This window comes from Nocardia tenerifensis NBRC 101015, from assembly GCF_000308715.1.
GTDB classification, from domain to species: domain Bacteria; phylum Actinomycetota; class Actinomycetes; order Mycobacteriales; family Mycobacteriaceae; genus Nocardia; species Nocardia tenerifensis.
On the sequence record NZ_BAGH01000614.1, the window covers coordinates 44863 to 68406 of the forward strand.

The window sequence follows — 23544 nt, forward strand, 5'->3', positions numbered from 1 at the left end:
GCGCGCTAAACAGCTGGTAGGCAAAGGATTTCGACAAGCGCCGACAATTGTTGTCTGACAGTGATTTAAGAGTTTCTTGAACCCCTTTTGATTGCCCCGGGCGTCGCCGTCCGTCGACTATGGAAGGTGCTGGGACACCCCCTCCCACCGCGGTGAGGGGCCCACCATGAGCACATTCGCGACGGAAAGGCATCCGATGCACGGGCTTGACATCGCGCCGAGATTTCACCACCTCGCCATTCAGACCGACGACGTGGACTCCACGATCAGGTGGTACCAGGAATTCCTCGGCGCCACCGTGGAATGGAAGCTCGACAGCTTCTCGCCACTCACCCTCGAGCGACTGCCGGGAATCGAGAAGCTGGTCGAGCTGAAGATTGGAGGCGTGCGATTCCACGTCTTCGACCGGGCCGAGCACAGTCAGGACGGTCCGGACCCGCTCGGCTACCAATACCAACACCTAGGTATCACCGTGGACCGAGCGGAAGACCTAGTGGCGCTGCGGGAGCAGTGGCTGAAGGCGCGGGCCGCGACCGACCTCCAGTGGGCCAGGGACGAGGGGCCCTCCGACATCGTGACCGACGCGGACGGGATGCAGAGCCTCTACGTCGTCGACCCCAACGGACTCGAGATGGAGTTCATCTATTTTCCGGGAGCGGGATCGTGACCGGACGCAATGGATCTGCCAAGGGCGCGCACCGCCCGCCGCCCCTGCAGCCGCACGTGCTGTTCATGCCGCCGCTCGGCGACTCCTTCGACGGGTCCGCCGAGTCGGACCACTCGACGGAGGTCACCGACCGAGACTGGCCGCGCTACAACGTCTTCGGCAACGAGCCGGTCGAGCCGGAGCGCCTGTTCTGGTACCGCTGGATCGCGGGGCACCAGGTCTCGTTCCTACTGTGGCGGGCCATGTGCGACGTCGTGTGGCACCACCCCGACGAGGACGCGCCGAGCGAGCGCGAGCTGGACCTGTTGTGCGCCTGCATAGATGGATACAGCGCGGTGCTGCTCTACTCCTCCACCGTCCCCAGGGACCAGTACCACGCCGACATCAGACCGCGAATGGCGTTGCAGCATCCTGCCTTCAGCGGAACGTGGGCGCCGGACTACCGGCCGGTTCGCCGGCTGTTCCGCGGCAAGATGCCCTGGCAGGAGGACGCGTCGTGCGCCGCGCTCGGCGAGGCGGTCGCGCGCAACGGCATCACGCACAGCCATATCGCCGATCATCTTGTGCCGGAGGGGCGTTCGCTGCTCCAGGAGTCGGCGGGCGCGCCCGGCGTGAGCGTCTCGCGGGAGAAGGAAGACCTCTACGACAACTTCTTCCTGACCGTCCGGCGCCCGGTCAGCCAGACCGAGTTCGTGGCCCAACTCGACTCGCGCCTGGCCGATCTCGCTGCGGACCTGGCGCACAACGGGCTGTACCCCAATGTGGACGGAGCGCATCACCCCGTCGTCACCGAGCAGGCCGACGACGAGATGCGACCGTTCGTCACCGGCGTGCTGGACGTGCTCGATCGCGCGGCCCGGCTGGTATCGGAGATGCGACTCGAGGAGGCGCACCGATGAAGCACGGCATAGTCCTACTGCCCGAACACGAATGGAAGGTCGCCGCCGACCGGTGGGGGGCCGCCGAGCAACTCGGCTACCACCACGCGTGGACCTACGACCACCTGATGTGGCGCTGGTTCGCCGACCGCCAGTGGTTCAGCTCCATCCCGACCCTGACGGCCGCCGCCACCGTCACCAGCTCCATCGGCCTCGGCATGCTCGTGGCCACCCCCAACTTCCGCCATCCCGTCGCGCTCGCCAAGGAGCTCGTCACCGTCGACGACATCGCGCGCGGCAGGTTGATCTGCGGACTCGGCGCGGGCGCACCGGGATTCGACGTGAGCATCCTAGGCGGGCCCGATCTCGGCCCGCGCGAACGCGCCGACCGATTCGAGGCGTTCGTCGAACTCCTCGACACCGTGCTGGTCCGCGGCTCCGTGACAAAGGTGTCACGCTGGTACACCGCGGCGGGCGTCAACTTCCACCCGCGCGCCGGGGACGCGCCGCGATTGCCCTTCGCTTTGGCCGCGACCGGGCCGAGGGGCATGGCGCTGGCGGCCCGGTTCGCGCGGTACTGGGTTACGTCCGGACCGCCCAACGACTTCCGCATGCGTCCGCTGCGTGAGGTCGTGCCCATGGTGCGAGACCAGGTGCGCGGCATCGAGGCCGCGTGCGAGCGCGCGGGCCGGGATCCGGCCACCCTCGGCAAGCTGTTCGTCGCCGACGCGGCGGTGGGCGGGGTGACCGATTCGCTGGCCGCCTACGAGGACGTGGCGGGCGAGCTCGAGCAGATCGGCATCACCGACCTGGTCGTGCACTGGCCCCGCCACGACCAGCCCTACCAGGGCGACGAACAGGTCGTCGTCGACTTCGCCGAGAAGCACCTCGGAGGTGAATGATGCGAGTGCTGCGAGTGGACATGTTCGGCGCGGCGCCGGGCCGGGGGAGCACCTTGGACGTGCTCATCCCGGAGGGCCGGTGCGACGACGCCGTGGTCGCGAAGGCCGCCGAGTACGCGCGCGCGGGCGCCTCGGACGAGACCGCGCTGGTGAGCGACTACTCCCGCGCCGGAAAGACTTTCGCGTCCCGGATCTTCAATGCCGAGGGCGAGACGCCGTTCGGCACACACTCGCTGGCCGGCGTGGCCGCGTGCCTGGTCGGCGCCGGCCTGCTGGCGCCCGGCGAGGTCGGCCGGACCGCCGAGGTCGGCTGCCAGTGGTTGTGGACCGACGGCGATGAGGTCCGGGTTCCGTTCGACGGACCCGTTGTGCGCGAGGAGATTCCGTACGACCCGGCGCTGTTCGGTTGGGGGACAGGCACTCCGCACGCCGGCGGCGTCGGCCGGGCCTTCAACTTCGTCCAGGTCACCGAAGACCCGCTGTCCCTGCCCGTTCCGGACCTCGAGCGCATGCGCGAACTCGGGCTCACCGATCTCACCGCCTTTCGCTGGGACCCGGACGCACGCGAGGTGCTGGCCCGAGTGTTCGCGCCGGGCTTCGGCATTCCGGAGGACGCAGGCTGTCTGCCCGCCGCCGCCGCGCTCGGTCTCACCGGGCTCGGCCTGGCCGGGGACGACGACGCGCCCGTGACGGTCCGTCAGGTGACGGGCCAGGGCAGCGAGTCCGTCTTCGCCTGCGCGGGCTCGATCAACGGCGACACCGCGAGCGTCCGGATCACCGGGCAGGTGTGGCTGCCGCCGCTCGAGGACGACCAGAAAGTGAGTGAGGCATGACAATCCGGCCGGAGTCCGCGGCGACCTTGCCGAGCGACAGCCTGCTGGCGGAGGCGCGCCATCGGGACAGCGTCGATCCGCTCGCCGAGTACGCGCGGGCGTTCGCCACCGACGGTGCCATCCACCTCAACGGAAACTCGCTCGGCCCGCCGCGGAACAGCCTGACCGAGGAGCTCGATCGGGTGGTGTCCGACCAGTGGGCCCCGCGCCAGGTCCAGGCCTGGTTCGAGGACGGCTGGCTCGACCTGCCGTGCACCGTCGGCGACAAGATCGGCACGCTGGTGGGCGCGGGGCCGGGACAGGTGGTGGTCGCGGGCGAGACCACCTCGACCACCCTGTTCAACGCGCTGATCGCCGCCTGCCGCCTGCGCCGGGACCGCCAGGTGCTGCTCGTCGAGTCCGAGTCGTTCCCGACCGACCTCTACATCGCGGGCTCGGCGGCCCGCCTGCTCGACCGCGAACTCGTCGTCGAGACACGCGAGGGTTTCGATGCGTATCTGCGCGACAACGGAACTCAGGTCGCGGTGGCCCTCGCCGCGCCCGTGGACTTCCGCACGGGCGAGCGCCGCGAGATCCGCCCGATCACCGCGCTGTGCCACGCCGTCGGGGCCGTCTCGGTGTGGGATCTCAGCCACGCCAGCGGTGTGCTGCCCGTCGACCTCGACGCCAACGCCGTCGATCTCGCCGTCGGCTGCGGCTACAAGTACCTCGGCGGCGGCCCGGGAGCGCCCGCCTTCCTCTACGTGCCCACCCGTCTTCAGTCGGCGGTGGACTTCCCGCTGACCGGATGGCACGGGCATGCGAAGCCATTCGCGATGGCGCAGACCTTCATTCCCGCCGAGGGCATCGACCGGGCGCGCACCGGCACTCCGCCGCTGCTCAGCCTCGTCGCCCTGAATCACGCGCTGGCGCCGCTGATCGAGGTCGGCATCCACGAACTGCACCGGCGTTCAACGGAACTCGGTGAGTTCTTCCTCGAGTGCCTCGCGCGCCGGCGCTCGGAGCTGCTGGGCCGCCTCGCGTCGCCGGAGGGCCCGGAGCGCCGCGGCGGGCACCTCGCCCTGCGAATCGCCCAGGCGGACAAGGTCGAACAGGCCCTGGCCGAGGACGGCGTGCTCGTCGACGCCCGGCCGCCGGACCTGATCCGCTTCGCCTTCGCGCCGCTGTACGTCACGCACGAACAGGTGTCGCACGCCGTGGACGCGCTGTGCCGCGCCGTGGAAGGAGTGCAATGACCACCGCCCCCGAGTACGTGGCGCCCGAGTACGTCACCTACGCCCACATGGATCGGCTGCACGAGCTCGCCCGCCCGCGCAGCGACGCCAGGGGCGAGTTGAATTTCATCCTGATCAGTCACGTCAAGGAGCTGCTGTTCCGTGCGGTGATCGATGATCTGGACACCGCCCGCGGCGCGCTCGAGCGCGACGACGTGCCCGACGCCTGCCTGGCGCTGTCCAGGGCGACCCGCACCCAGCGGGTGCTCGTGGCGTGCTGGGAGTCGATGAACGGCATGTCGGTAGACGAGTTCATCGCCTTCCGGCATGTGCTCAACGACGCCTCGGGCACCCAGTCCTTCGCTTATCGCGCTTTGGAATTCGTGATGGGCAACCGGCCGCCGGGCCAGGTGGAGGCCGCCTTCCGGGACGGCCACGCCATGCTGCGCGCCGAGCTCGCCCGGCCGTCGCTGTACGACGAGGTGCTGCGACACCTTGCGCGGCAAGGGTTCTCGGTGCCCGACGAGTGCGTCGAGCGGCCGCCGGAGCAGCAGCACGAGGCGAATCCGCTCATCGAGGACGTCTGGCTGGAGATCTACCGCCACCCCGACCGACATCACGCGGCGCATCGGCTGGCGGAGAGCCTGCTCGAGGTCGCCTACCAATTCTCGTGCTGGCGGGCCACCCACCTGCTCGTCGTCGAGCGGATGCTCGGCGGCAAGAGCGGCACGGCGGGCACCGACGGAGCACCGTGGCTCCGAACCATCAACGAACACCGCTTCTTTCCGGAGCTGTGGACTTTCCGCACCCGGCTGTAAGTCGCGACGATCACCGAAGAACACCCCGACTGCTGGAGGAACACGATCACGATGACCGACCTCAAGACCGAGCTGACCAAGCCCGTCGACCTCACCTCGCTCGTCCCGGTGTTGTTCGGGTTCGCGGCCTTTCAACAGCTGCGTGCGGCCTCGGAGTTGCAACTGTTCGAATACCTCGACCTGAACGGCCCGTCCACCAGCGACCAGGCCGCCGAGGGGCTCGGACTGCCACCCAAGTCCGCGCGCCAACTGCTGCTCGGCACAACCTCATTGGGCCTCACCGACCGCGAGGGCGACCGATACACGCTGAGCGCCATGCTGCACGACGCCATGGCCGACGGCACCTGGCCGCTCATCCGCAATATCATCGACTTTCAGCAGCGGCTGTCCTACCTGCCGGCCAAGGAGTACGCCGAGTCGCTGCGCACCGGGAAGAACCTCGGCCTGAAACACCTGCCGGGCAAGGGAAACGACCTCTACACCCGGCTCGAGCAGACACCGGAGCTCGAGGCGCTGTTCTTCCGCGGCATGCATTCCTGGTCCGAGCTGTCGAATCCGGTGCTGCTGCACCAGGTCGACTACAGCGGCGTGTCCATGGTCCTCGACGTCGGCGGCGGCGACGCGGTGAACGCGATCGCGCTCGCCCAGGCCCACCCGCACCTGAAGATCACGGTGTTCGACCTCGAGGGCGCGGTCGAGGTGGCCGGGGACAATATCGCCGCCGCCGGGCTCGGCGACCGGATCGACGTGGTGGCCGGTGACATGTTCGGCGACCCGCTGCCCCGCGGGTACGACGTCGCGCTGTTCGCCCACCAGTTCGTCATCTGGTCCCCGGAGCAGAACCGCGCGCTGCTGAAGCGGGCGCACGACGCGCTGCCGCCCGGCGGCCGGGTGATCGTGTTCAACGCGTTCGCCGACGATGACGGGCGCGGCCCGCTCTACACCGCGCTGGACAACGTGTACTTCGCGACGCTGCCCTCGGAGGAGTCGACGATCTACCCCTGGCGCGAGCACGAAGAGTGGCTCCAGGCTTCGGGTTTCGTCGATGTCAAGCGGATCTACAACGAGGGCTGGACACCGCACGGCGTCATCGAAGGGCGTAAGGCCGATGAGTGAGCTCATGGAGACGGCAGCCGACGGAGTCGGCGGGGTGGGTGAATACAGGGGGACGGCAGCCGACGGAGTCGGCGGGGTGGGTGAATACAGCGTCCTCGACCGCGAGTACTCACCGAGTTCGGTGGCGCGCGATCCCGCCGGGTCGCTGCGGCGGTACCGCAGGCGCAGCGACACCGCCCGTGCCCGCCTCGACGTGCACATCGCCGTGCCGTACGGGGCGGGCCACGGCGAGCGCTGCCATGTGTTTCCCGCTGTGCCGCAGGGTGTCCGGGGACCGGAGACCCCCGCGCTCGTCTTCGTGCACGGCGGTCACTGGCAGGAGTCCGGCATCGACGACGCCTGCTTCGCCGCCCGGCACGCGGTGGCGCACGGATGTGCTTACGTCGCAGTGGGTTACGGGCTCGCGCCGGACCGCACGGTGCCCGGCATGATCGCCTCGGTCGGCCGGGCCCTCGAGTGGCTCGCCGGCACCGGGCCCATCCTGGGGATCGACCCGCAGCGGCTGCACGTCGCGGGCAGCAGCGCGGGCGCGCACCTGCTCGCCGCCGCCCTGGCCGGCCCGGACGCGCCGCGGGTGCGCAGCGCGTGCCTGATGAGCGGGCTGTACGACCTCACCGAGATTCCCGAGACCTACGTCAACGACGCCGTTCGCCTCACGCCCGAACTCGCCCGCGAGTGCAGCCCGCTGCGCATGCCCGCGCCCCGATGCGACTCGATCCTGCTCGCCGCCGGGCAGCACGAGACACGAACCTATCTGCGTCAGCACGAGGTCTACGCGGCATACCTTGCCGCGCAGTCGGTCCCGGTATCGGCGCGGATCGTGCCCGAGCGAGACCACTTCGACCTGCCGCTGGATCTGGTCGACCCGTCGACGCCGTTCGGCCGGACCAGCCTGCGGCACCTCGGCCTGGCGCCGCGCCGCCGAGGCGCACCAACACCGGAAGGAACGGTGACATCAGCGCGATGAAAACCACAATGACCGCCCCGGTCGAGTCTGTCACGACGGGCGCGCCCGAGGCCGCGACCACCGAGACCATCGTCGACGCCTTCGTGCGCACGGCGCGCGCACACGCCGAGCGCGAGGCGATCTCCGACGGCGACACCACGCTGACCTACGCCGAACTCGACGATGTCAGCAGCCAGATCTCGCGCGCGCTGCGCGAGCGCGGGCTGACGCCGGGCGCGCGGGTCGGGGTGCATCTGGACCGCTGCCTGGCCACCTATCAGGTGTTTCTCGGCATCCTCAAAGCCGGCCTGGTGGTGGTCCCGTTCAACCCCGTGCATCCCGCGGCGCACAAGGAGCGGATGTTCGAGGTCGCCCAGCCGGACCTGACCGTGACGGATACCGGTGCGGTGGAAGGGATTCCGGAGCAGACGTGCCTGCCGGTCGGCGAGCTGTTGTCGGCGGCGGCGTCGTTGTCCACCGAATCGGGGCCCTCGGCGGTCACCGCGGCCGCGCCCGCGTTCATCCTGTTCACGTCCGGCTCGACCGGCGTGCCCAAGGGTGTCGTCATCGCCCATCGCGGAATCGCGCGGGTGTCACAGCATCTCACCGGCTTCACGCCCGGCCCGGACGACCGGTTCCTGCAACTCGCGCAGCCCGCGTTCGCCGCGTCCACCACCGACATCTGGACGTGTCTGCTGCGCGGCGGCCGCCTGACCATCGCGCCGCAGGAGATGCCGCCGCTGGGTGATCTCGCGAGACTCATTGCGCGGGAGAAGATCACGGTGCTCAACCTGTCGGTCGGACTGTTCAATCTGCTCGTCGAGCATCACGCGGACAGCCTCGGTCAGGTGCGTACGGTGATCGTCAGCGGCGACTTCCCCTCCGCGTCGCACCTCGAGCGCGCCCTGGCCGTGGTCGATGGCGACGTGTTCAACGCCTTCGGCTGCACCGAGAACTCCGCGTTGACCGCGGTCCACAAGATCACCTCTGCCGACCTGGCCGCCGCCGAGATCCCGGTCGGCCGGCCCATGCCCACCGTCGAGATGACCGTGCGCGACGAGGGATTGGAGCCGTGCCCGCCGGACCGCATCGGCGAGCTGTGCATCGCCGGCGACGGCGTGGCGTCGGGGTACCTCGGCGACCCGGAGCTCACCGAGCGGAAGTTCGTCCGGCACGACGGCAGGCGACTGCTGCGCACCGGCGACCTGGCCAAGCTGACCGCGGACGGCGAGATCGTGCTCGCCGGGCGCACCGATCAGATGGTGAAAGTGCGCGGATATCGGGTAGAGCCAAGACATGTCGAGGTCACCGCCGAGTCGTTTCCCGGCGTTGCGCAGGCGGTCGCGCAGGCCGTGCCGAGCGACGGTGCGGCCGATCGGCTCGCGCTGTGGTGTGTGCCGGCGACCGGTCGTCAGATCGCCGAGGCCGAACTGACCGATCATCTGCGAGATCGCCTGCCCGACTACATGGTTCCCTCGACGGTGCTCGTGCTGGACGCGTTCCCGCGCAACACCAACGGCAAGATCGACCGCAAGGAGCTCGGTGCGCGGCTGGCCGCGCACATCGCCGAAGAGGCGGCGGCGAACGAGAGCGCCGACAGCGCCGAGCCCAGCGTGAACAAGGACCGGCTCGCGGCGGTCGTGAGTTCGTCGCTCGCCGAGATCACCAAGACCGAGGAACTCGGCTTGGACGCCGGGTTGATCGAGAGCGGGGTCACCTCACTGCAATTGATCGACCTCGGGGCCCGGCTGGAGGACGTGTTGGGCGTCGCGTTGGCGCCCGACGAAATCGTCGGCGCGGGCACCGTGCGCGGTGTCGCCGACCTGATTCGCACCAAGCGTGCGCGAGGCTGACATGACAGCTACCGATCAACACACCGCGAACGGCGCGCAGCGCCTGCCCGCGTCGCCGGCCCAGCCCGGCCTGTGGTTCGACAGCATCTACGGAGCCGATCCGACGGCGTACAACCAGCCGCTGGTCTTGCGGCTGGGCATTCGGCTCGAGCACGAGTATCTCGTCGCGGCGCTCGACCTCGTCCACCGCGAACACGCCGCGCTGCGTACCACTTTCGAGATGGACGCCGACGGCGAGCTGCGGCAGGTGGTGCACCGCGAGCTGGCGCCGGAGGTCGACGCGCGCGACCACCCGGACGACGACGCCGACGCGTGGATCGCCGAGCAGGTGGCCGAGATCGCCTGCGCCGCTTTCGATCTGCGCGCCGGGCCGCTCGCCCGGGTGCGTCACCTGCGCCTGGGCGACGACCGCAGCGTGCTGGTGTTCAACATCCACCACACCGTCTTCGACGGCATGTCCTGGAAGCCGTACCTGACCGAGCTGGAGGCGGCCTACACGGCGCTGCGTCGCGGCGAGGAGCCGGCGCGGGGCGATCGGCGGCAGGCCATCGAGGCATACGAGCGCTGGTCGGAGTTGTCTTCCGAGGCCGGGACGCTGCGATACTGGCGCGACAAGCTGACGAATGCCCCGGCGGCGGCCCCGCTCGGGCTGCCCGCCGAGGGGCCCGCGCGGCACGTCACGCGCGAGCTGAAACTGGATGCGCGGCTGTCGGCGCGGGTGCGTGAGTTCTGCGCCGCGGAGGGCGTCACCACCAGCATGTTCTTCGTCGCGCTCAGTTTCGTGCTGCTGCATCGGCAGACCGGCGAGGACGACGTGCTGCTCGGCCTCCCGGTCTCCGTGCGCGGCACGGGCGACGCCGAGGTACTCGCACATCTCACCAATACCGTTGTGCTGCAACAACATTTCGACGGCAACTCGTCCGCTCGCGATGTGCTGCGCGCGGTGAAACGCGAAGTGCTCGAGGCGCTTCGGCACCGGCACGCGCCGCTGGAGGCGGTGCTGGCCGAGCTGCGCGCGGCGGGCGGCAGCCAGGACGGGGCCTTGTTCAACGTGATGGTCACCGTAATGCCCGCCGCCGCACGCCGTTTGGACCTGCCCGACTGGGGCGTGCAGACATGGGAGCACGAGCCGGGCGGCGCCAAGTACGATCTGGCGGTTCTGGTGGACGAGACGCCGGACCACTTCACGCTCGTGGTCGAGCACGCGACGGCCGCGGCCGACGGCGAGGAGTTCACCGCCTTCCTGGCACAGCGCCTGGAAACGCTGCTCGACAGCGTGCTGCACGACCCGGACGAGCGCGTCGACGACCTGCGCTGGATGAGCGACGACGAACGGCGGGCCATCGCCGAGCTGTGCGCGCGCCGGACGGACGCCCCCGAGTTGGGCACCGAGTTGACCGCCGACCTGTTCGCGGCGAGCGCCGCGGCGGCGGGCAGGGACCCCGCGATCAGGGTGGACGGCGCGACGACCACCTATGCCGAGTTGGCCGAGCGCGCCGACGAGGTGGCGGCGTGCCTGGTAGACAAGGGAGTTCGCGACGGGCAGCCGGTCGCCGTGCTGATGCGGCCGGGCCTCGACCTGATCACCACGGTCATCGGGATCCTGCGGGCGGGTGGCGCCTACGTCACGCTCGATGCCGAGCAGCCCTGGGAGCGCATCGAATTCACGCTGACCGACTCCGGCGCCACGATTCTCGTGCGTGATCCGGACATCGAGACGGCGTCGTTGCCCGCGGATCTCGACGTCCTGTCGCTGGCCGAGATGAACACCGCCTTGGCCACTTTCGAGGAACCGCGCAAGACGCCGGAGGACACGGCCTACATCGTGTACACCTCGGGCTCCACCGGTCGCCCCAAGGGCGTCCGGCTTCCGGAGATCACCCTCGCCAATCTCGTGCACAACCAGGCGATCTTCACCTCGGATCGCCGGATGCGTACGCTGCAGTACATGCCGCCGGCGTTCGACGTGTTCGCCATCGAGGTCTTCGGAAGCCTCTGCAACGGTGGCACATTGGTCATTCCGCCCGCGCACGCCCGCACCGACTTCGAGGCGCTGGTGCAGTTGCTCGCCGAGGAACGGGTCGAGCGGGCTTATCTGCCGTACGTCACCCTGCGCGAATTGGCCGCCGTCCTGCGCACTTCCGAGGTGGAGCTGCCCGATCTGCGCGAGGTGTACGTCACCGGCGAGCGGCTGGTGATCACCGGCGATGTGCGGGCGATGTTCCGGCGGAATCCGAACGCCAGGCTGATCAACGCCTACGGTCCGTCGGAGGCCCACCTGTGCAGCTGGGAAGCGCTGCCCGCCGATCCCGATGGGTGGCCGACCATTCCGTCGATCGGGCGGGTGGTCGCGGGCGTCGACGCGTACGTGCTCGACGCGGACTCCGCCGGCGCCGACCGGCCCGCGCCGTTCGGCGTGGAGGGCGAGCTATGCGTTGCGGGACCGGTCATCTCGCCGGGATACATCGGCCTGCCCGACAAGACCCGCGAGGCCATGGTCCCCGATCCGTTCGTCGACGGCCAGTGGATGTACCGCACCGGCGACATCGTGGTGCTGGATCCCGCTGGGCGCCTGCACTATCGGGGCCGCAAGGACGATCAGGTCAAGATTCGCGGCTACCGCGTCGAGCCGGGCGAGGTCGAGGCCGCGCTGGAGCGCGAACTCGACGTGGACGCGGCGGCCGTGATCGTGGTGTCCGACGGTGGCGACCGCGCGCTGCGCGCGTTCGTGCAGAGCGCCGAGGAGCCGCCCGCCGATTGGCGCGCCCGTGTCGGCGCCGTCTTGCCGGGGTACATGATTCCGCGGCAGGTCACGCGCGTCGACACCATCCCGGTGACGCCGAACGGTAAGACCGATCGCCGCGCCCTGGCGGAACTGCCCGTCGAGTCCGCCCCCGACCCCGGCGAGCACGCCGATGTCGCGTGGACCGATTCGGAGCGGACGATGGCGGAGCTGTGGTCCGAGGTGCTCGGCCACCGCCCCGCCACGCCGGAGGACGACTTCTTCGTCCTCGGCGGCCACTCGCTGCTCGCCGCCCGCCTGCACCGGCTGGTCAAGCGCCGTTTCCACACCGACGTCGCGCTGTCGACCATGCTGAGCACGCCGACGCCGCGCGGGATGATCAAGAGCCTCGCCGACCGCAATGCCGCCGCCGCGCCCGACCTGCGCGCGGACGCCCGGCTGGACGACCTGGTCGTCGGCGAGCGGTACGAACCGGAGAACGGCACCGTATTCCTTACCGGCGCAACGGGTTTCCTCGGCAGCCACCTGCTGGACGAGTTGCAGCGCACCGGGCACCGCGTGCGCTGCCTGGTGCGCGGCGAAACCGTCGCGGACGCGCGAGACCGGCTGCGCCGGACATTCCGCAAGTTCGCCCTCGACCCCTCCGGCCTGGACGAGGTGGAGGTGGTCCTCGGCGACCTGGACGAGCCGGGCTTCGGCCTCGGCAACTACTACGAGGCGCTGGCGCGCGACGTGAGCGAGGTCTATCACGCGGCCGCGCACATCAACTTCGTCGTGCCGTATCACACGGTCAAGTGCACGAACGTGGACGGACTGCGCCATCTGCTCGAGTTCTGCGCGCTCAATCGCACGCCGTTGCGGCTGATCTCCACGCTCGGCGTCTTCCCGCCCGACTCCACGTCCGGCCGGGTGGGAGAGGACACGGTGCCGGGCGATCCCGCGTCGCTGGGCATCGGTTACTCGCAGAGTAAATGGGTCGCGGAGCAGCTCGCGCTCCAGGCCAGGGCGGCCGGGCTGCCGGTCACCGTGCACCGGGTCGGCCGCATCGCCGGCCACCGGAGAACGGGCGCGTGCCGGCACGATGACTTCTTCTGGTTGCAGATGAAGGGTTTCGCGCTGCTGGGCTGCTACCCGGAGGACATCGCCGAGACGCCGGCCATCGATCTGTTGCCGGTGGATTACGTTGCGCGAGCGATCATTCGGCTGTCCGAGGACAAGCCGGACAACGAGAACTGGCACCTCTACCACCCCGACGGTCTCACCTGGCCGGTGATCCTCGAGACCATTCGCGACGAGGGTTACGCGACGGACCCGACCAGCGGGTCCGAGTGGATGGCGGCGCTGGAACGACAGGCGGCCGAAACCGACGACGAGCGAAGGGGACTCGGCCCCCTGGTGCCCCTCATGCGTGAGGGCGTGATGCGCCTGGGCGCGCACTCGTTCGACAACGAGAAATCCCGGCGGGCCCTCGCCGACGTCGGATGCCCTTATCCGCAGGCGGATCCGGGCTGGATCCACCGGATGTTCGACTACTTCCGCGCCGTAGGCGCCATCGCGCAGCCGGACGGGCGCACCCATGGAGGAGACCACAATGACTGAATTGGCCATGCGCTCGGTAGTGATCATCGGTGCCGGGCCGGTCGGCTGCGCGTTGGCGACGCTGCTGCGGCGGCAGGGCCTGGAGGTCGACCTGTTCGAACGGCAGGCGGAGTCGTCGGGCACCGGGTCCGGCCACTCGTTCAACCTCACGCTCACCTCGCGCGGGCTCGACTGCCTGCCGCGCTCGGTGAAACGCCGCCTCTACCTTCAGGGTTCGGTGCTGGCCAAGCGGATCATCCACCACCGCGACGGCGCCATCTCCACGCAGGCGTACGGGACGATGGACAACCATCACCTGCTGTCCATCCCGCGCGGGGTGCTCCAGGATCTGTTGCGGGACCAGGCGTTACGCGCCGGCGCCCGAATCCACTACGGGCAGCAGTGCATCGACGTGGACACCGCGCGCCCCTCGGCGCTGCTGCGGGACCGGGACGGCTCGTCGACCTGGGTCACCGGCGACCTGCTCGTCGGCTGCGACGGCGCCAACAGCGCGGTGCGCGACGCCATCGTCGCCGCGCACCCGAACGACATGTGGATGACCCGCGATACCATCGCGCACGGCTACGCCGAGATCAACATGGACTACCGCGACGCCGACCCGACGGGCATGCATCTGTGGCCGCGCGGCGATCATTTCTTGCAGGCCCAGCCCAACCGCGACCAGACGTTCACCACCAGTCTGTTCAAGCCGACGGCCAGTGACGGTGCGCGGCGGCACTTTTCGGACCTGCCGTCGGCGACGGCCATCAGCGACTACTGCGCGACGCAGTTCCCCGACGTGTTCGGCCGGATGTCCGCGGTCGGCGAGGAACTCGCCGGGCGCAGCCCCGGCCGGCTGCGGATCATCAACTGTGCGCCCTACCACCATCGGCGCGCGGTGCTGGTCGGCGACGCCGCGCACGCCGTCGTCCCGTTCTTCGGCCAGGGCATCAACTGCAGCTTCGAGGACGCCGCCACGCTGGCGAGCCTGCTGGAGAAGTTCCAGGCCGCGGTGCGCGCCGAGGGCGGGACCGTCGCGTCCGTCGGAGAGGTCGTCGTCGACGAGTACAGCGCGGTGCGGGTGAAAGCCGGTCACGCGCTGGCGGAGCTGTCGTTGCAGAACCTCGCCGAACTGTCCGACCACGTGAACGATCCGCGGTTCCTGGCGCGGCGGGCGCTGGAGCGCCGGCTGCACGAGCTGCGGCCCGAGTTGTACACGCCGCTGTACCAGCTGGTGGCGTTCACCCACATGCCCTACGACGCCGCGCAGCGCGTGCATCAGGAGACGAGCGCGGTGCTGGACTCGCTGTGCCGCGGGCGCGACGTTCGGGCCGAGCAGGACGCCATCATCGCCGAGTTCGCCGAGTTGTACGGCAGCGCAGCACAATTGGCGTCGCCGGGGCAGCTGACGACACCGGCGAAGCGGACGGGGTAGTGGCTACCCCGCCGCTCCGCCGGCGCGGGCGGGCTCGGCGACCGGCGCCGGCCTGCCCCGCGTCGCCTCGTCGTTGAAGCGAAAGCCGACGCCGTGCACGGTGACGATCCAGTCCGGCGAGCCGAGTTTCTTACGGATGCTGCTCAAATGGGTGTCGATCGTCCGGCTGGCCAGCGACGTCACCTCGGCGTCCACGTCGTCGTACCCCCACACCCGCTGCAACAGCTCGGCGCGGCAGAACACCTTCTGCGGCTCGGTGGCGAGCAGGCGAAGCAGCTCGAACTCCTTGCGCGTCAACTCGATCAGCCGATTGCCGACCCTGACCTCGCGCAGCGCCGAGTCGATCTCCAGCTGGCCCACGATGAGCGCCGGCTGGGACATCATGTGGACGCGACGCAGCAGTCCGCGCAGGCGCGCCATGAGTTCCCGGCTGTGGTACGGCTTCAGGACACAGTCGTCGCAGCCGGCCTCCAGCGCGAGGACCTGGTCCAGCTCGAGGGAGGAGAATCCGATGAGCGGAATATCGCTGGCGCGGCGGATCTCCCGGCACAGGGTGAGTCCGTCGAAATCGGTGAAGTCGAGATCGATGAGCACCACATCGAAATCAGGGTAGGCCGCCATGGTTTCGGCCCCCGTCGCGACCGGCACGGGATCGAACCCGTGCCGTTTGAGGTCGTTGACCGTATCCTGGATACCCTCACAGTCCGCTACGATCAACAAGCGCGGATGAAGCAAAGCGCTCCTCCTCCCTTCCGGTATTGCGATTCAATTGTTTTCTTGCTTGCCGACGTTGACGACCGGCTCGACCTGCATCGAGTCGGCCGACGGCGGGGGAAATGTCAGACGGAAGATAGTTCGAGGAGAACGCGGATGGCCGACTCGAGCGCGTAGTTCATCGAGCCGCCGTTCGGTTCGAACGCGGTGTGCTCACCTGCGAAATGTATCCGCCCCTCGGGGGACCTCGTGTGCTCCATCAGCTCGCTGTGCCCCACCTCCGGCAGGACGTAGGCGCCGCCGGCATAGGGCTCGTTGTCCCACGCCACGGAGGCGCCCAGCTCGAAATTCTCGCGTGCGCCGGGCAACATCGACTCCGCCTCGCGCAGCGCGAAATTCACCCTCTCGTCCTCGGACATGCTCGCCGCCGCCTGTGCGGGCCAGCCGGTGAGCCAGCATTCGAGGATCTTGCGCGGGCCGGGCTGCTGCGGGGTGGCGTCGCGGACCGTGCAGATCGGGGTGTCCGTCGACAACATCAGCCGTTGCTCCGGCCAGAACTTCTTGCGCATCTGCAGGTAGATGCGCAGTACGGAAACGTATTTCAGCTTGCGGATGGCCGCGTGCTTCGCGGCGGACAGTCCGGCCATCGACAGGTTGAGCCTGCGCATGCTGCTGAACGGCGCGGTGACGATGACCCGGTCCGCGCTCAGTGTCTGTAGGCGGTCGCGGTCGAGGAAGGTCACCTGCGCTTCCCGATCGCTTTGCGTGATGCGCACTACCGGCCTGCGGTACAGGATCTGGTCTTTGATCTTCTCCGCCATGGCGCGGGCGAGGAGATCGGTGCCGCCCTCGACCTTGTACCACTGGGCGTCCGCGGTGGAGAACGAGCGCGGGCTCGACTCGTAGCGGGCCCACGCCATGGCGGAGGCGGATTCCAGTTCGCCGCCGCGCATTTCGAGGAAGAGCGGCTCGATCAGGCTGATCGCGGCGGGGGAGGCGCCTCGGTCGGCCAGTATCCGCCGCACCGAAATCTGGTCCAGCTCGAGCAATTTCGGGGTCGGGGTCCAGTCCAGGGCCGATACCTCGGAGCCGATGTTCTCGTTGAACTTCGTGACGTATCTGGCGAACAGGTCCGCGACGGTGAGGTGCCGCTCGTCCTCGTGCAGACCGAGGGCTTCGGCGTGTTCATCGATCTTGTCCGGGCGTATTCGGACGCCGTTGCGGTAGTAGGAGAAGTCGGTGTCGACCAGATCGCTCGGCGCGGTGTCGACGCCCATCTCGCGGAGGTAATGCATTGTGTAAGAACAATGTTCGGTCACTGTCATCGCCCCGGCCTCGGCGTGCAGGCCGTCCGCGAAGGGCTGACGGTAGGTCCAGGTCCGACCGCCCGGACGATCACTCGCTTCGAGAACGGTGACTCTTGTCCCCTGTTTCGTCAACTCGTACGCGGCGGCCAGTCCGGATAGGCCGGCCCCGACGACAATGACGGAATCAATGGTGTTCTGGGACGGTAGACCACCGTCCATGGTATGTCGTACGTATTCTTGCGTGAGCCCCTGCACTGCTTTCCCTCCGGTGAACTGCGCTTGATTTCCACCGGCTCATCTGTGTATTCTGAACCGAAATCATAGACAAAATCATCACGCTGATGGAAAATGTAGTCATCGTTCATCTTCAACCATTGTCGGATGAAATTATCGTATCAACTGACTTGTAGGGCAGCAAACAAGTTTCAGTAGCCAGAATTTAACTCGTGGGGGGTGGTTGGTGGCTCTCTGCCTGGATGGCGTTTGCCTGGGGTGGTGTGACCGTTATCACACTGTGGGTGCTGTTTGGGGTGTAACTAACTGTAGGCGACTTGTTGGTTTGTGTTGGGGTTGTGGGGTGTTGGTGCACGTCTTGGTTGGTAGTGGACGTGGCATGCTGTTGGTTTGGCGGACGGGTGGTTTGTTTTTGGCTAATTTGGTGCTATCGCGAGTGTTCAGCTAACGAACCGGTCAGTTGGGTATGTGTGCGGTCGGTGGGTGGGTTGCTGTGCGGGCGGGCGGTAACGTTCGCGTCGGAGTTTGCGACTGGGTGAGTAATTGTTGGGGTGTTCGGCTTTGATTGGTATGCGTGGGTGGGCCCCTTTACTGAGCGCGCGCGGCGCGCCCTTTGAGGTCCCGCACTGCCTCTAGGGTTTCGCATAATGGCTTGCCGTTATGACACGCGTGCGTTTGCCTAGAGGGGGTGCGGGGGCGGGAGGGGCTCTCGGGCTCGCAGCCACGACTCCGGAATCCCGCTTACGTCACCTCGGCGTCCGACCCCGGTATGGGCGGACACGATTCCGCCGACTATCGCGGCGGTCGTGTCCACGTCGCCACCGGCCTCGATGCAGGCGGTGACGGCGGCGGGGTAGTCGGTGAGGAACGTCGCCGCGGTCCACAGGGCGAAGGGGACTGTGTCCTGTGCGCTGACCTGTGCGCCGTTGCCGAGTTCGTAGGCCGCCTCGGCGACCGATCTGCCCAGTAGCTTCCGCGCCCTGCGTATGCCGTCGGATGTTCCGCCATCGATGAGGTACGGTTCGACTGCGCGCAGCAAATCGATTGGCGTGCAAGGTGTTCCGCGCGTGGCTGCGGCATGGCCCGCCGCGACGGCGACGACCATCGCGCCGGTGATCGCCTCCGGATGGCGGTGGGTGATCTCGGCGGTCAGCGCCGCTTGTGCGGCGGCGCGGTCCAGGTCGTCCGCGAAGTACGCGCCGAGCGGGGCGACCCGCATCGCGGCTCCGTTGCCCCACGAACCGCGCCCGTCGAACGCGGCGGCCGCGGCTTCGGCCCAGGGCCGCCCGTCGCGAATCTCGTGCAGCACAACGACTGTGCCCGGGCCGTAGCCGCGATACGGTTCGCAGCGCTGGGCGAAGGCGGTCGCGAGCGCGTCCTGATCGATGTGGCCGCGGCTGCGGATCTCCGCGTAGACCGTGCAGGCCATCTCGGTGTCGTCGGTCCACGGCCACGGGGCGGCGGGGAGGCGTCCGGCGAGCAGATCGGGGACGGAGCTGCCGGGGACGAAGAATTGCGCGCCGAGGGCGTCACCGACGGATAGGCCGTCGAGGCTGTCGGAGGCGGGGTCGGAGGGTATCGGCATGGGTGAGGGCCATACTGCCGATCTTCGGGAGTGGATGCAACCTATGCGTCGGGGCTTTGCGCCGATGGCAGCAGTCTGGCGATTTCGCTGACGATCAGATCGGGTTCGGTGAGGGGGATGTAGTGGCTGGAATTCTCGGCGATGACGTGGCGGCCGTGGGGGGAACGGTCGGCGCGGTGCGCGTGCGAGGCGATGGCGGCGGCGCGCGTCGCGGCGTTCATGCCGTCGCCTGCCAGCGCGCCCGAGATGACGGTGATCGGGACGGATCCGTGCTCCGGTGGGTTGTCGCGCCAGGTGGCGAGCTCGTCGAGGAAGGTGCGCGCTTGCTGACGTTGTGTGCGAAGTACGCTGGGCTCGAACGCTTCTCGCTCCATATCGCGTCGAACGTCGGGTGGAAGATTCCGCAGTTGCTTGCGGAACAGCACCTTCAGCAATCTCAGCCGCGCGAGAAGATAACCGGCCGCGAGGAATCCGCGCTCCATGCGCCGAAAACCGCGCCCGAACAACACATCGGCGGCCTCGTCGGTGGGATCGACCAGCACGAGACCGGCGAGCCGATCGAGGCGTCGCGCCGCGGCGAGCCGCACGATCGGCCCGCCCGCGCTGTGCCCCACCAGGATGAACGGCCCCGGCCCGAAATGGTCGAGCACGTCGGTCAAATCATCGGCCATCCGATCCAGTTCTCGCCCCGCCGAATCCGGCGCGCTGCGCCCGAGCCCGGATCGGTCATAGACCACCGCTCGCGCGAACTTCCCGACCTCGGGCTGCACCGTTGCCCACGATGACCGGCCCGCTCCCGCCCCGGCCTCGAAAACCACGGTGGTCCCGCCGTTTTCACCGAGAACCATCGCGAACAGCTTTCGCCCGTCCCGAGTCCCGACCCACTCCGCCGACCCTTGCGTGTGCCGCTCCACCTCGGTCACGATTCCCCATCCTCCCCAAACCCGCCGCATCAGAGCCGCCTACTGATCAGGCGGCGGCCATCGTCGCGAAAACCTCGCTCGCGATAGTAGGCGAACAGGTGCCCGACCTCTCGATCGTTAGGCGCGACCACCAGCTCCAAACACCGGCAACCCCGCTCCCGGGCCCAGCCGGCACTATCCTCGATGAGCAGCCCGGCCAGCCCGCGCCGCCGCGCGCCCGGCACCACGAACAGATCCTCGAGTTCGGCGATCAGTCCGTTCTCCAGTCCGAAACTCGTTGTGGTGATGGCGAATCCGAGCAGCTGATCGCCCGAACACGCCACGGCGACCCGCGCCGCCGAGGAGGCAAGCAACGTCGTCAGGTTGTCCCGCAGCTCCTTCTCGCCGGTGCTGAACCCGTCTTCGGCATAGAACGCGACAGCCATCGCCAACACAGCCGCCAGCTCGCCGGACCCAGCGGCACGCACGGCAACCGGCGCACTCGTCACATTCCTAGTGAACACCCGCCGGTGACTCGACTCCACCTGCGGAAAACACCCTCGGTAACGTGACGGTCGTCACTTCCTGTCAGATCTGGCGGGCGCGGCGTGTCTCGAGGGCATGACTGATTCGAACAGCATCACCAAGGTAGTCGTCATCGGCGGCGGTTACGCCGGCGCCGTGGCGGTCAATCGGCTGCGGCAGCGTCGCGATGTCGAGATCACGCTGGTCAACCCGCGCGCGGAGTTCATCGAGCGCATGCGGTTGCACCAGTTCGTGGCCGATGCCCACGAGGCCGCCATCGGCTATGACACGCTGCTCGGCGCGGGTGTGCGGCTGATCGTGGACAGCGCCGTCCGCCTCGACACCGCCGACCGCAGGATAGAGCTGGCTTCGGGGCGCGAGCTCGAGTACGACTATGTGGTCTACGCCGTCGGCAGCACCGCAGCGGTGCCCGCATCGGTGCCCGGCGCGGTCGAATTCGCTTATCCCATCGCTGAATTCGAACACGCGCAGCGTCTGCGCGCCGCGCTGCGGGAGGTGCCCGCGGCGGCGCCGATCGTCGTCGTCGGCGGCGGGCTCACCGGAGTCGAGACTGCCGCCGAGCTCGCCGAGCAGGGTCGAGCGGTCACGCTGGTAGACAGCGGTAAATTGGCGGCGAACTTCGCTGACCCGGCTCGGCGGTCGGTGCGGAAGTGGCTGACGGAGAACGGAGTCGATGTGCGGGAAGAGACGCGGGTGCGGGAGGTGCGGTGCGACGGCGTCGTCGTGGCCGGCGGAGAGGTGCTGCCCAGCGCGCTCACGATCTGGACCGCCGGATTCGGGGTGCCGGAACTGGCGGCGCGCAGCGGACTTCGCACTGACGAACTGGGCAGGCTGCTCACCGACGAGACGCTGACCAGCATCGATGACGATCGCATCGTCGCCGCCGGGGACGCGGTCGCGCCGTCGGGCCGGCCGCTGCGAATGAGCTGCTATGCCGCTCAACCGCTGGGCGCCCAGGCCGCCGACACTGTGCTGGCCCGCATCGCGGGCTCCGAACCCGCTGTGCTGGACGTGGCTTTCGTGGCGTGCACCGTGGGCCTGGGTCGCCGCGCGGGTGCGATGCAGTTCAGCCGTCGCGACGACACGCCTGTGCCGATGTACATCGGCGGGCGCGTGGGCGGATGGATCAAGGAGCGGGTGGGTCTCGCGGGCCCGATCGGAACCATTCGCAAGGAGGCTCGCAAGCCCGGCGCGATCCCCTCGTTCATGGGGCTGGGCCGGCGCAAAGGCCTGCGCGACGCCGAGACCGCGGCGGCCGCGCGGCCGTGAACGCCCCCGACGAGCACACGGAGCGTTTCGTCCACCTGCGACCGCTGCTGTTCACCATCGTCTACGAAATCCTCGGCTCGGCAACCGAATCCGACGATGTGCTGCAGGACAGCTATCTGCGGTGGCGGCAGGTGGACCTGGCCACCGTGCGGGACACGAAGTCCTATCTGGCCCGGCTGGTCACCCGGCAGGCGCTGAATGTGTTGCGGGCGAGGGCGAGTCGCCGGGAGGAGTACGTCGGCCCGTGGCTGCCCGAGCCGCTGCTGCTCGCCGACGGCGACGCCTCGAGCGACGTGGTGCTCACCGAGGCGGTCTCGATGGGCATGCTGGTGGTGCTGGAGACGCTCACCCCCACCGAGCGGGCGGTCTTCGTGCTGCGCGAGGTGTTCGGCTTCGACTATGACGAAATCGCCTCCGCCACGGGGAAATCCGTCGACGCCGTGTATCAGACCGCCCGCCGCGCCCGCAACCACGTGCAGGCCCGGCGCAAGCGGTACGCTCCGGTCGACACCGCCCGAACCGCCGCGGTCACCGAACGTTTCATGACCGCCGCGACCACCGGCAACATGGAAGACCTGCTGTCGTTGCTCGCGCCGGATATCACCTGGACCACCGACAGCGGCGGCAAGGTGACCGCGCTGCGCGAACTGGTGCTCGTCGGCGCGGAGCGGGTGGGCCCGATTCTCATGGCGGTCTTCCGATACGCGCGGGAGCGACCCGAGGTGCGAATCGAGACGGTGAACTGCAACAGCCAGCCGGCGCTCGCCTGCTTCATCGGGGACAAACTGGAGGCCGTCCTCGTGTTCGAGATCGACGGCGACAAGATCGTCAACGGCTACGGCATCCGCAACCCCGACAAACTGGCCGCGCTCGAGATCCCGCGCGCGATCAGTCGCACCGAATAGAACATCGACCACAGCGAGGTGCCGGCGCTGCCGAGGAGATGACGCGATCGCCCTCTCCTCGGCAACTCGTATCCGAACTGACGCGCTCGCCGTGGTCGTGGACCCTGGCGGGTGCGTCAGGAAGTGATTCGGTGCCGTCGCGCCCGTGGATGGGTCCGCTACCACCATCCGATCAGCGAGGTCTCGTGCTCCCGCCGCCGCCATTGCGCCACGAGCCGCCGGAGCCGGTCCGGGTTGGCGATCCCGTACAGGCCCGCGATCTTGTCGTCGCGGATCTCCAGGATCGTCGCGGCCAAGATCTGGTCGTCCAGCGCGAGAAGCATGGCCGGGCAACCGTTGACCACTGAGGCATGGATCGAGGGCGAGCCACCGGCGAGTCTGCGCTTGGCCGAGGACGGGGCGAATCCGGCCCGCACCGCGCGGGCGATGCGTGCCGGGTCCGTGTATCGGATGAGCTGCTGGGCCAGGCCGCGGACACCGTCGGAGACGCCGGTCGCGTCGTCGGTCAGCAACGCCACCAGGTTCTCGGTCCGGCCCGAGGAGGCCGCGGCGACGAACGCCTCGACGATTCGTCGCGTGGATGCCTCGTCGGTGTCGAAGGTGTTGCGCGCCATGGCGATTCGCCGCCGCGCTCGGCTATTGTGTTGCTGGCTCGCGGATTCGGTGATGCCGAGCATCCCGGCTATCTCGGCGTGGGTGTACGCGAAGGCTTCGTGCAGCACGTAGACGGCCCGTTCGACGGGCGAGAGCCGCTCCATCAGGGTCAGCACCGCGAGGGTCACCGACTCGCGCTGCTCGGCGGTGTCGGCGGGGCCCAGCATGGGGTCGCCGTCGAGGAGCGGTTCGGGCATCCAGGCGCCGACTGCGCGTTCGCGCTGTACTTTCGCCGAACGCAGTCGGTCGAGCGCGAGGTTGGTGACGACCTTGGTGAGCCAGGCCTCGGGCACCTCGATGTACTCGCGGTCGGCGGCCTGCCACCGCAGGAACGCGTCCTGCACCGTGTCCTCGGCGTCGGCGGCCGAGCCGAGCAGACGATAGGCGAGTGAGGCCAACCGACTCCGGCTGGCCTCGAAACGCGCCACGGTGGCGGTGTCCATCA

20 protein-coding genes are annotated in these 23544 nt (G+C 68.7%); 13 read left to right on the top strand and 7 right to left on the bottom strand.

Annotation, left to right across the window (positions count from 1 at the left end; all coding sequences use genetic code 11):
* The first annotated feature begins 166 nt into the window (after positions 1-166).
* From ON39_RS44730 to ON39_RS44780, 11 genes are all read left to right on the top strand, one after another.
* Entirely contained in the window at positions 167-667 is a 501-nt protein-coding gene (locus ON39_RS44730; RefSeq protein ID WP_246003211.1) for a VOC family protein, read from the top strand.
* Complete coding sequence (locus ON39_RS44735; RefSeq protein ID WP_246003212.1) at positions 664-1566, top strand: 3-methyl-L-tyrosine peroxygenase-related protein; 903 nt, start codon at positions 664-666, stop codon at positions 1564-1566. The genes ON39_RS44730 and ON39_RS44735 overlap by 4 nt, the downstream gene beginning before the upstream one ends.
* The gene (locus ON39_RS44740; RefSeq protein ID WP_040743418.1) at positions 1563-2447 is read left to right on the top strand and encodes an LLM class flavin-dependent oxidoreductase; all 885 of its coding nucleotides are present in this window, start codon (positions 1563-1565) and stop codon (positions 2445-2447) included. The genes ON39_RS44735 and ON39_RS44740 overlap by 4 nt, the downstream gene beginning before the upstream one ends.
* Positions 2447-3280 carry a phenazine biosynthesis protein PhzF gene (locus ON39_RS44745; RefSeq protein ID WP_246003213.1) on the top strand — a complete coding sequence of 278 codons (834 nt, stop codon included), beginning with the start codon at positions 2447-2449 and terminating at the stop codon, positions 3278-3280. The genes ON39_RS44740 and ON39_RS44745 overlap by 1 nt, the downstream gene beginning before the upstream one ends.
* Positions 3277-4515 carry an aminotransferase class V-fold PLP-dependent enzyme gene (locus ON39_RS44750; RefSeq protein ID WP_083895106.1) on the top strand — a complete coding sequence of 413 codons (1239 nt, stop codon included), beginning with the start codon at positions 3277-3279 and terminating at the stop codon, positions 4513-4515. The genes ON39_RS44745 and ON39_RS44750 overlap by 4 nt, the downstream gene beginning before the upstream one ends.
* Positions 4512-5312 carry a tryptophan 2,3-dioxygenase gene (locus tag ON39_RS44755; protein WP_040743422.1) on the top strand — a complete coding sequence of 267 codons (801 nt, stop codon included), beginning with the start codon at positions 4512-4514 and terminating at the stop codon, positions 5310-5312. The genes ON39_RS44750 and ON39_RS44755 overlap by 4 nt, the downstream gene beginning before the upstream one ends.
* 51 nt (positions 5313-5363) lie before the next feature.
* Positions 5364-6428 (top strand): methyltransferase, encoded by a 1065-nt coding sequence (locus tag ON39_RS44760; protein ID WP_040743424.1) that lies wholly within the window; start codon positions 5364-5366, stop codon positions 6426-6428.
* Between the two features lie 76 nt (positions 6429-6504).
* Positions 6505-7395, top strand: a complete 891-nt coding sequence (locus ON39_RS44765) for an alpha/beta hydrolase (protein WP_040743486.1) — start codon at positions 6505-6507, stop codon at positions 7393-7395.
* An 8-nt stretch (positions 7396-7403) separates the two neighbouring features.
* The gene (locus ON39_RS44770) at positions 7404-9227 is read left to right on the top strand and encodes a non-ribosomal peptide synthetase (protein ID WP_246003214.1); all 1824 of its coding nucleotides are present in this window, start codon (positions 7404-7406) and stop codon (positions 9225-9227) included.
* Position 9228: 1 nt separating this feature from the next.
* A complete protein-coding gene (locus ON39_RS44775; RefSeq protein WP_083895107.1) occupies positions 9229-13569 on the top strand; it encodes a non-ribosomal peptide synthetase family protein in 4341 nt (1446 codons plus the stop codon).
* Positions 13562-14983, top strand: coding sequence for an FAD-dependent oxidoreductase (locus ON39_RS44780; RefSeq protein ID WP_051187942.1), 1422 nt, complete (start codon positions 13562-13564; stop codon positions 14981-14983). Before ON39_RS44775 ends, ON39_RS44780 begins: the two co-directional genes overlap by 8 nt.
* A 3-nt stretch (positions 14984-14986) precedes the next feature.
* On the opposite strand, the gene ON39_RS44785 is transcribed toward ON39_RS44780, so the two are convergent.
* The 6 genes from ON39_RS44785 to ON39_RS44805 form a co-directional block, all read right to left on the bottom strand.
* On the bottom strand, positions 14987-15718 hold the full coding sequence (locus ON39_RS44785; RefSeq protein WP_246003215.1) for a response regulator transcription factor: 732 nt from the start codon (positions 15716-15718) through the stop codon (positions 14987-14989).
* Positions 15719-15822: 104 nt separating this feature from the next.
* Positions 15823-17223: a flavin monoamine oxidase family protein gene (locus ON39_RS44790; RefSeq protein WP_051187943.1), complete on the bottom strand. Its 1401-nt coding sequence runs from the start codon at positions 17221-17223 to the stop codon at positions 15823-15825.
* On the bottom strand, positions 17133-17369 hold the full coding sequence (locus ON39_RS51115; RefSeq protein WP_246003217.1) for a hypothetical protein: 237 nt from the start codon (positions 17367-17369) through the stop codon (positions 17133-17135). The genes ON39_RS44790 and ON39_RS51115 overlap by 91 nt, the downstream gene beginning before the upstream one ends.
* Positions 17370-17917: 548 nt before the next feature.
* The gene (locus tag ON39_RS44795) at positions 17918-18823 is read right to left on the bottom strand and encodes an ADP-ribosylglycohydrolase family protein (RefSeq protein WP_040743429.1); all 906 of its coding nucleotides are present in this window, start codon (positions 18821-18823) and stop codon (positions 17918-17920) included.
* Positions 18824-18864: 41 nt separating this feature from the next.
* Entirely contained in the window at positions 18865-19746 is an 882-nt protein-coding gene (locus ON39_RS44800; RefSeq protein ID WP_040743431.1) for an alpha/beta fold hydrolase, read from the bottom strand.
* Positions 19747-19775: 29 nt separating this feature from the next.
* Positions 19776-20171 (bottom strand): GNAT family N-acetyltransferase, encoded by a 396-nt coding sequence (locus ON39_RS44805; protein WP_085998380.1) that lies wholly within the window; start codon positions 20169-20171, stop codon positions 19776-19778.
* A 175-nt stretch (positions 20172-20346) separates the two neighbouring features.
* On the opposite strand from ON39_RS44805, the gene ON39_RS44810 reads away from it, so the two are divergent.
* Together ON39_RS44810 and ON39_RS44815 are read left to right on the top strand one after the other, a co-directional pair.
* Complete coding sequence (locus ON39_RS44810) at positions 20347-21540, top strand: NAD(P)/FAD-dependent oxidoreductase (protein ID WP_040743436.1); 1194 nt, start codon at positions 20347-20349, stop codon at positions 21538-21540.
* Positions 21537-22445 (top strand): sigma-70 family RNA polymerase sigma factor, encoded by a 909-nt coding sequence (locus tag ON39_RS44815; RefSeq protein WP_040743438.1) that lies wholly within the window; start codon positions 21537-21539, stop codon positions 22443-22445. The genes ON39_RS44810 and ON39_RS44815 overlap by 4 nt, the downstream gene beginning before the upstream one ends.
* Positions 22446-22603: 158 nt before the next feature.
* Here ON39_RS44815 and sigJ read toward each other — a convergent pair whose 3' ends face one another.
* Complete coding sequence (gene sigJ, locus ON39_RS44820) at positions 22604-23542, bottom strand: RNA polymerase sigma factor SigJ (RefSeq protein ID WP_040743439.1); 939 nt, start codon at positions 23540-23542, stop codon at positions 22604-22606.
* Positions 23543-23544 lie beyond the last annotated feature (2 nt).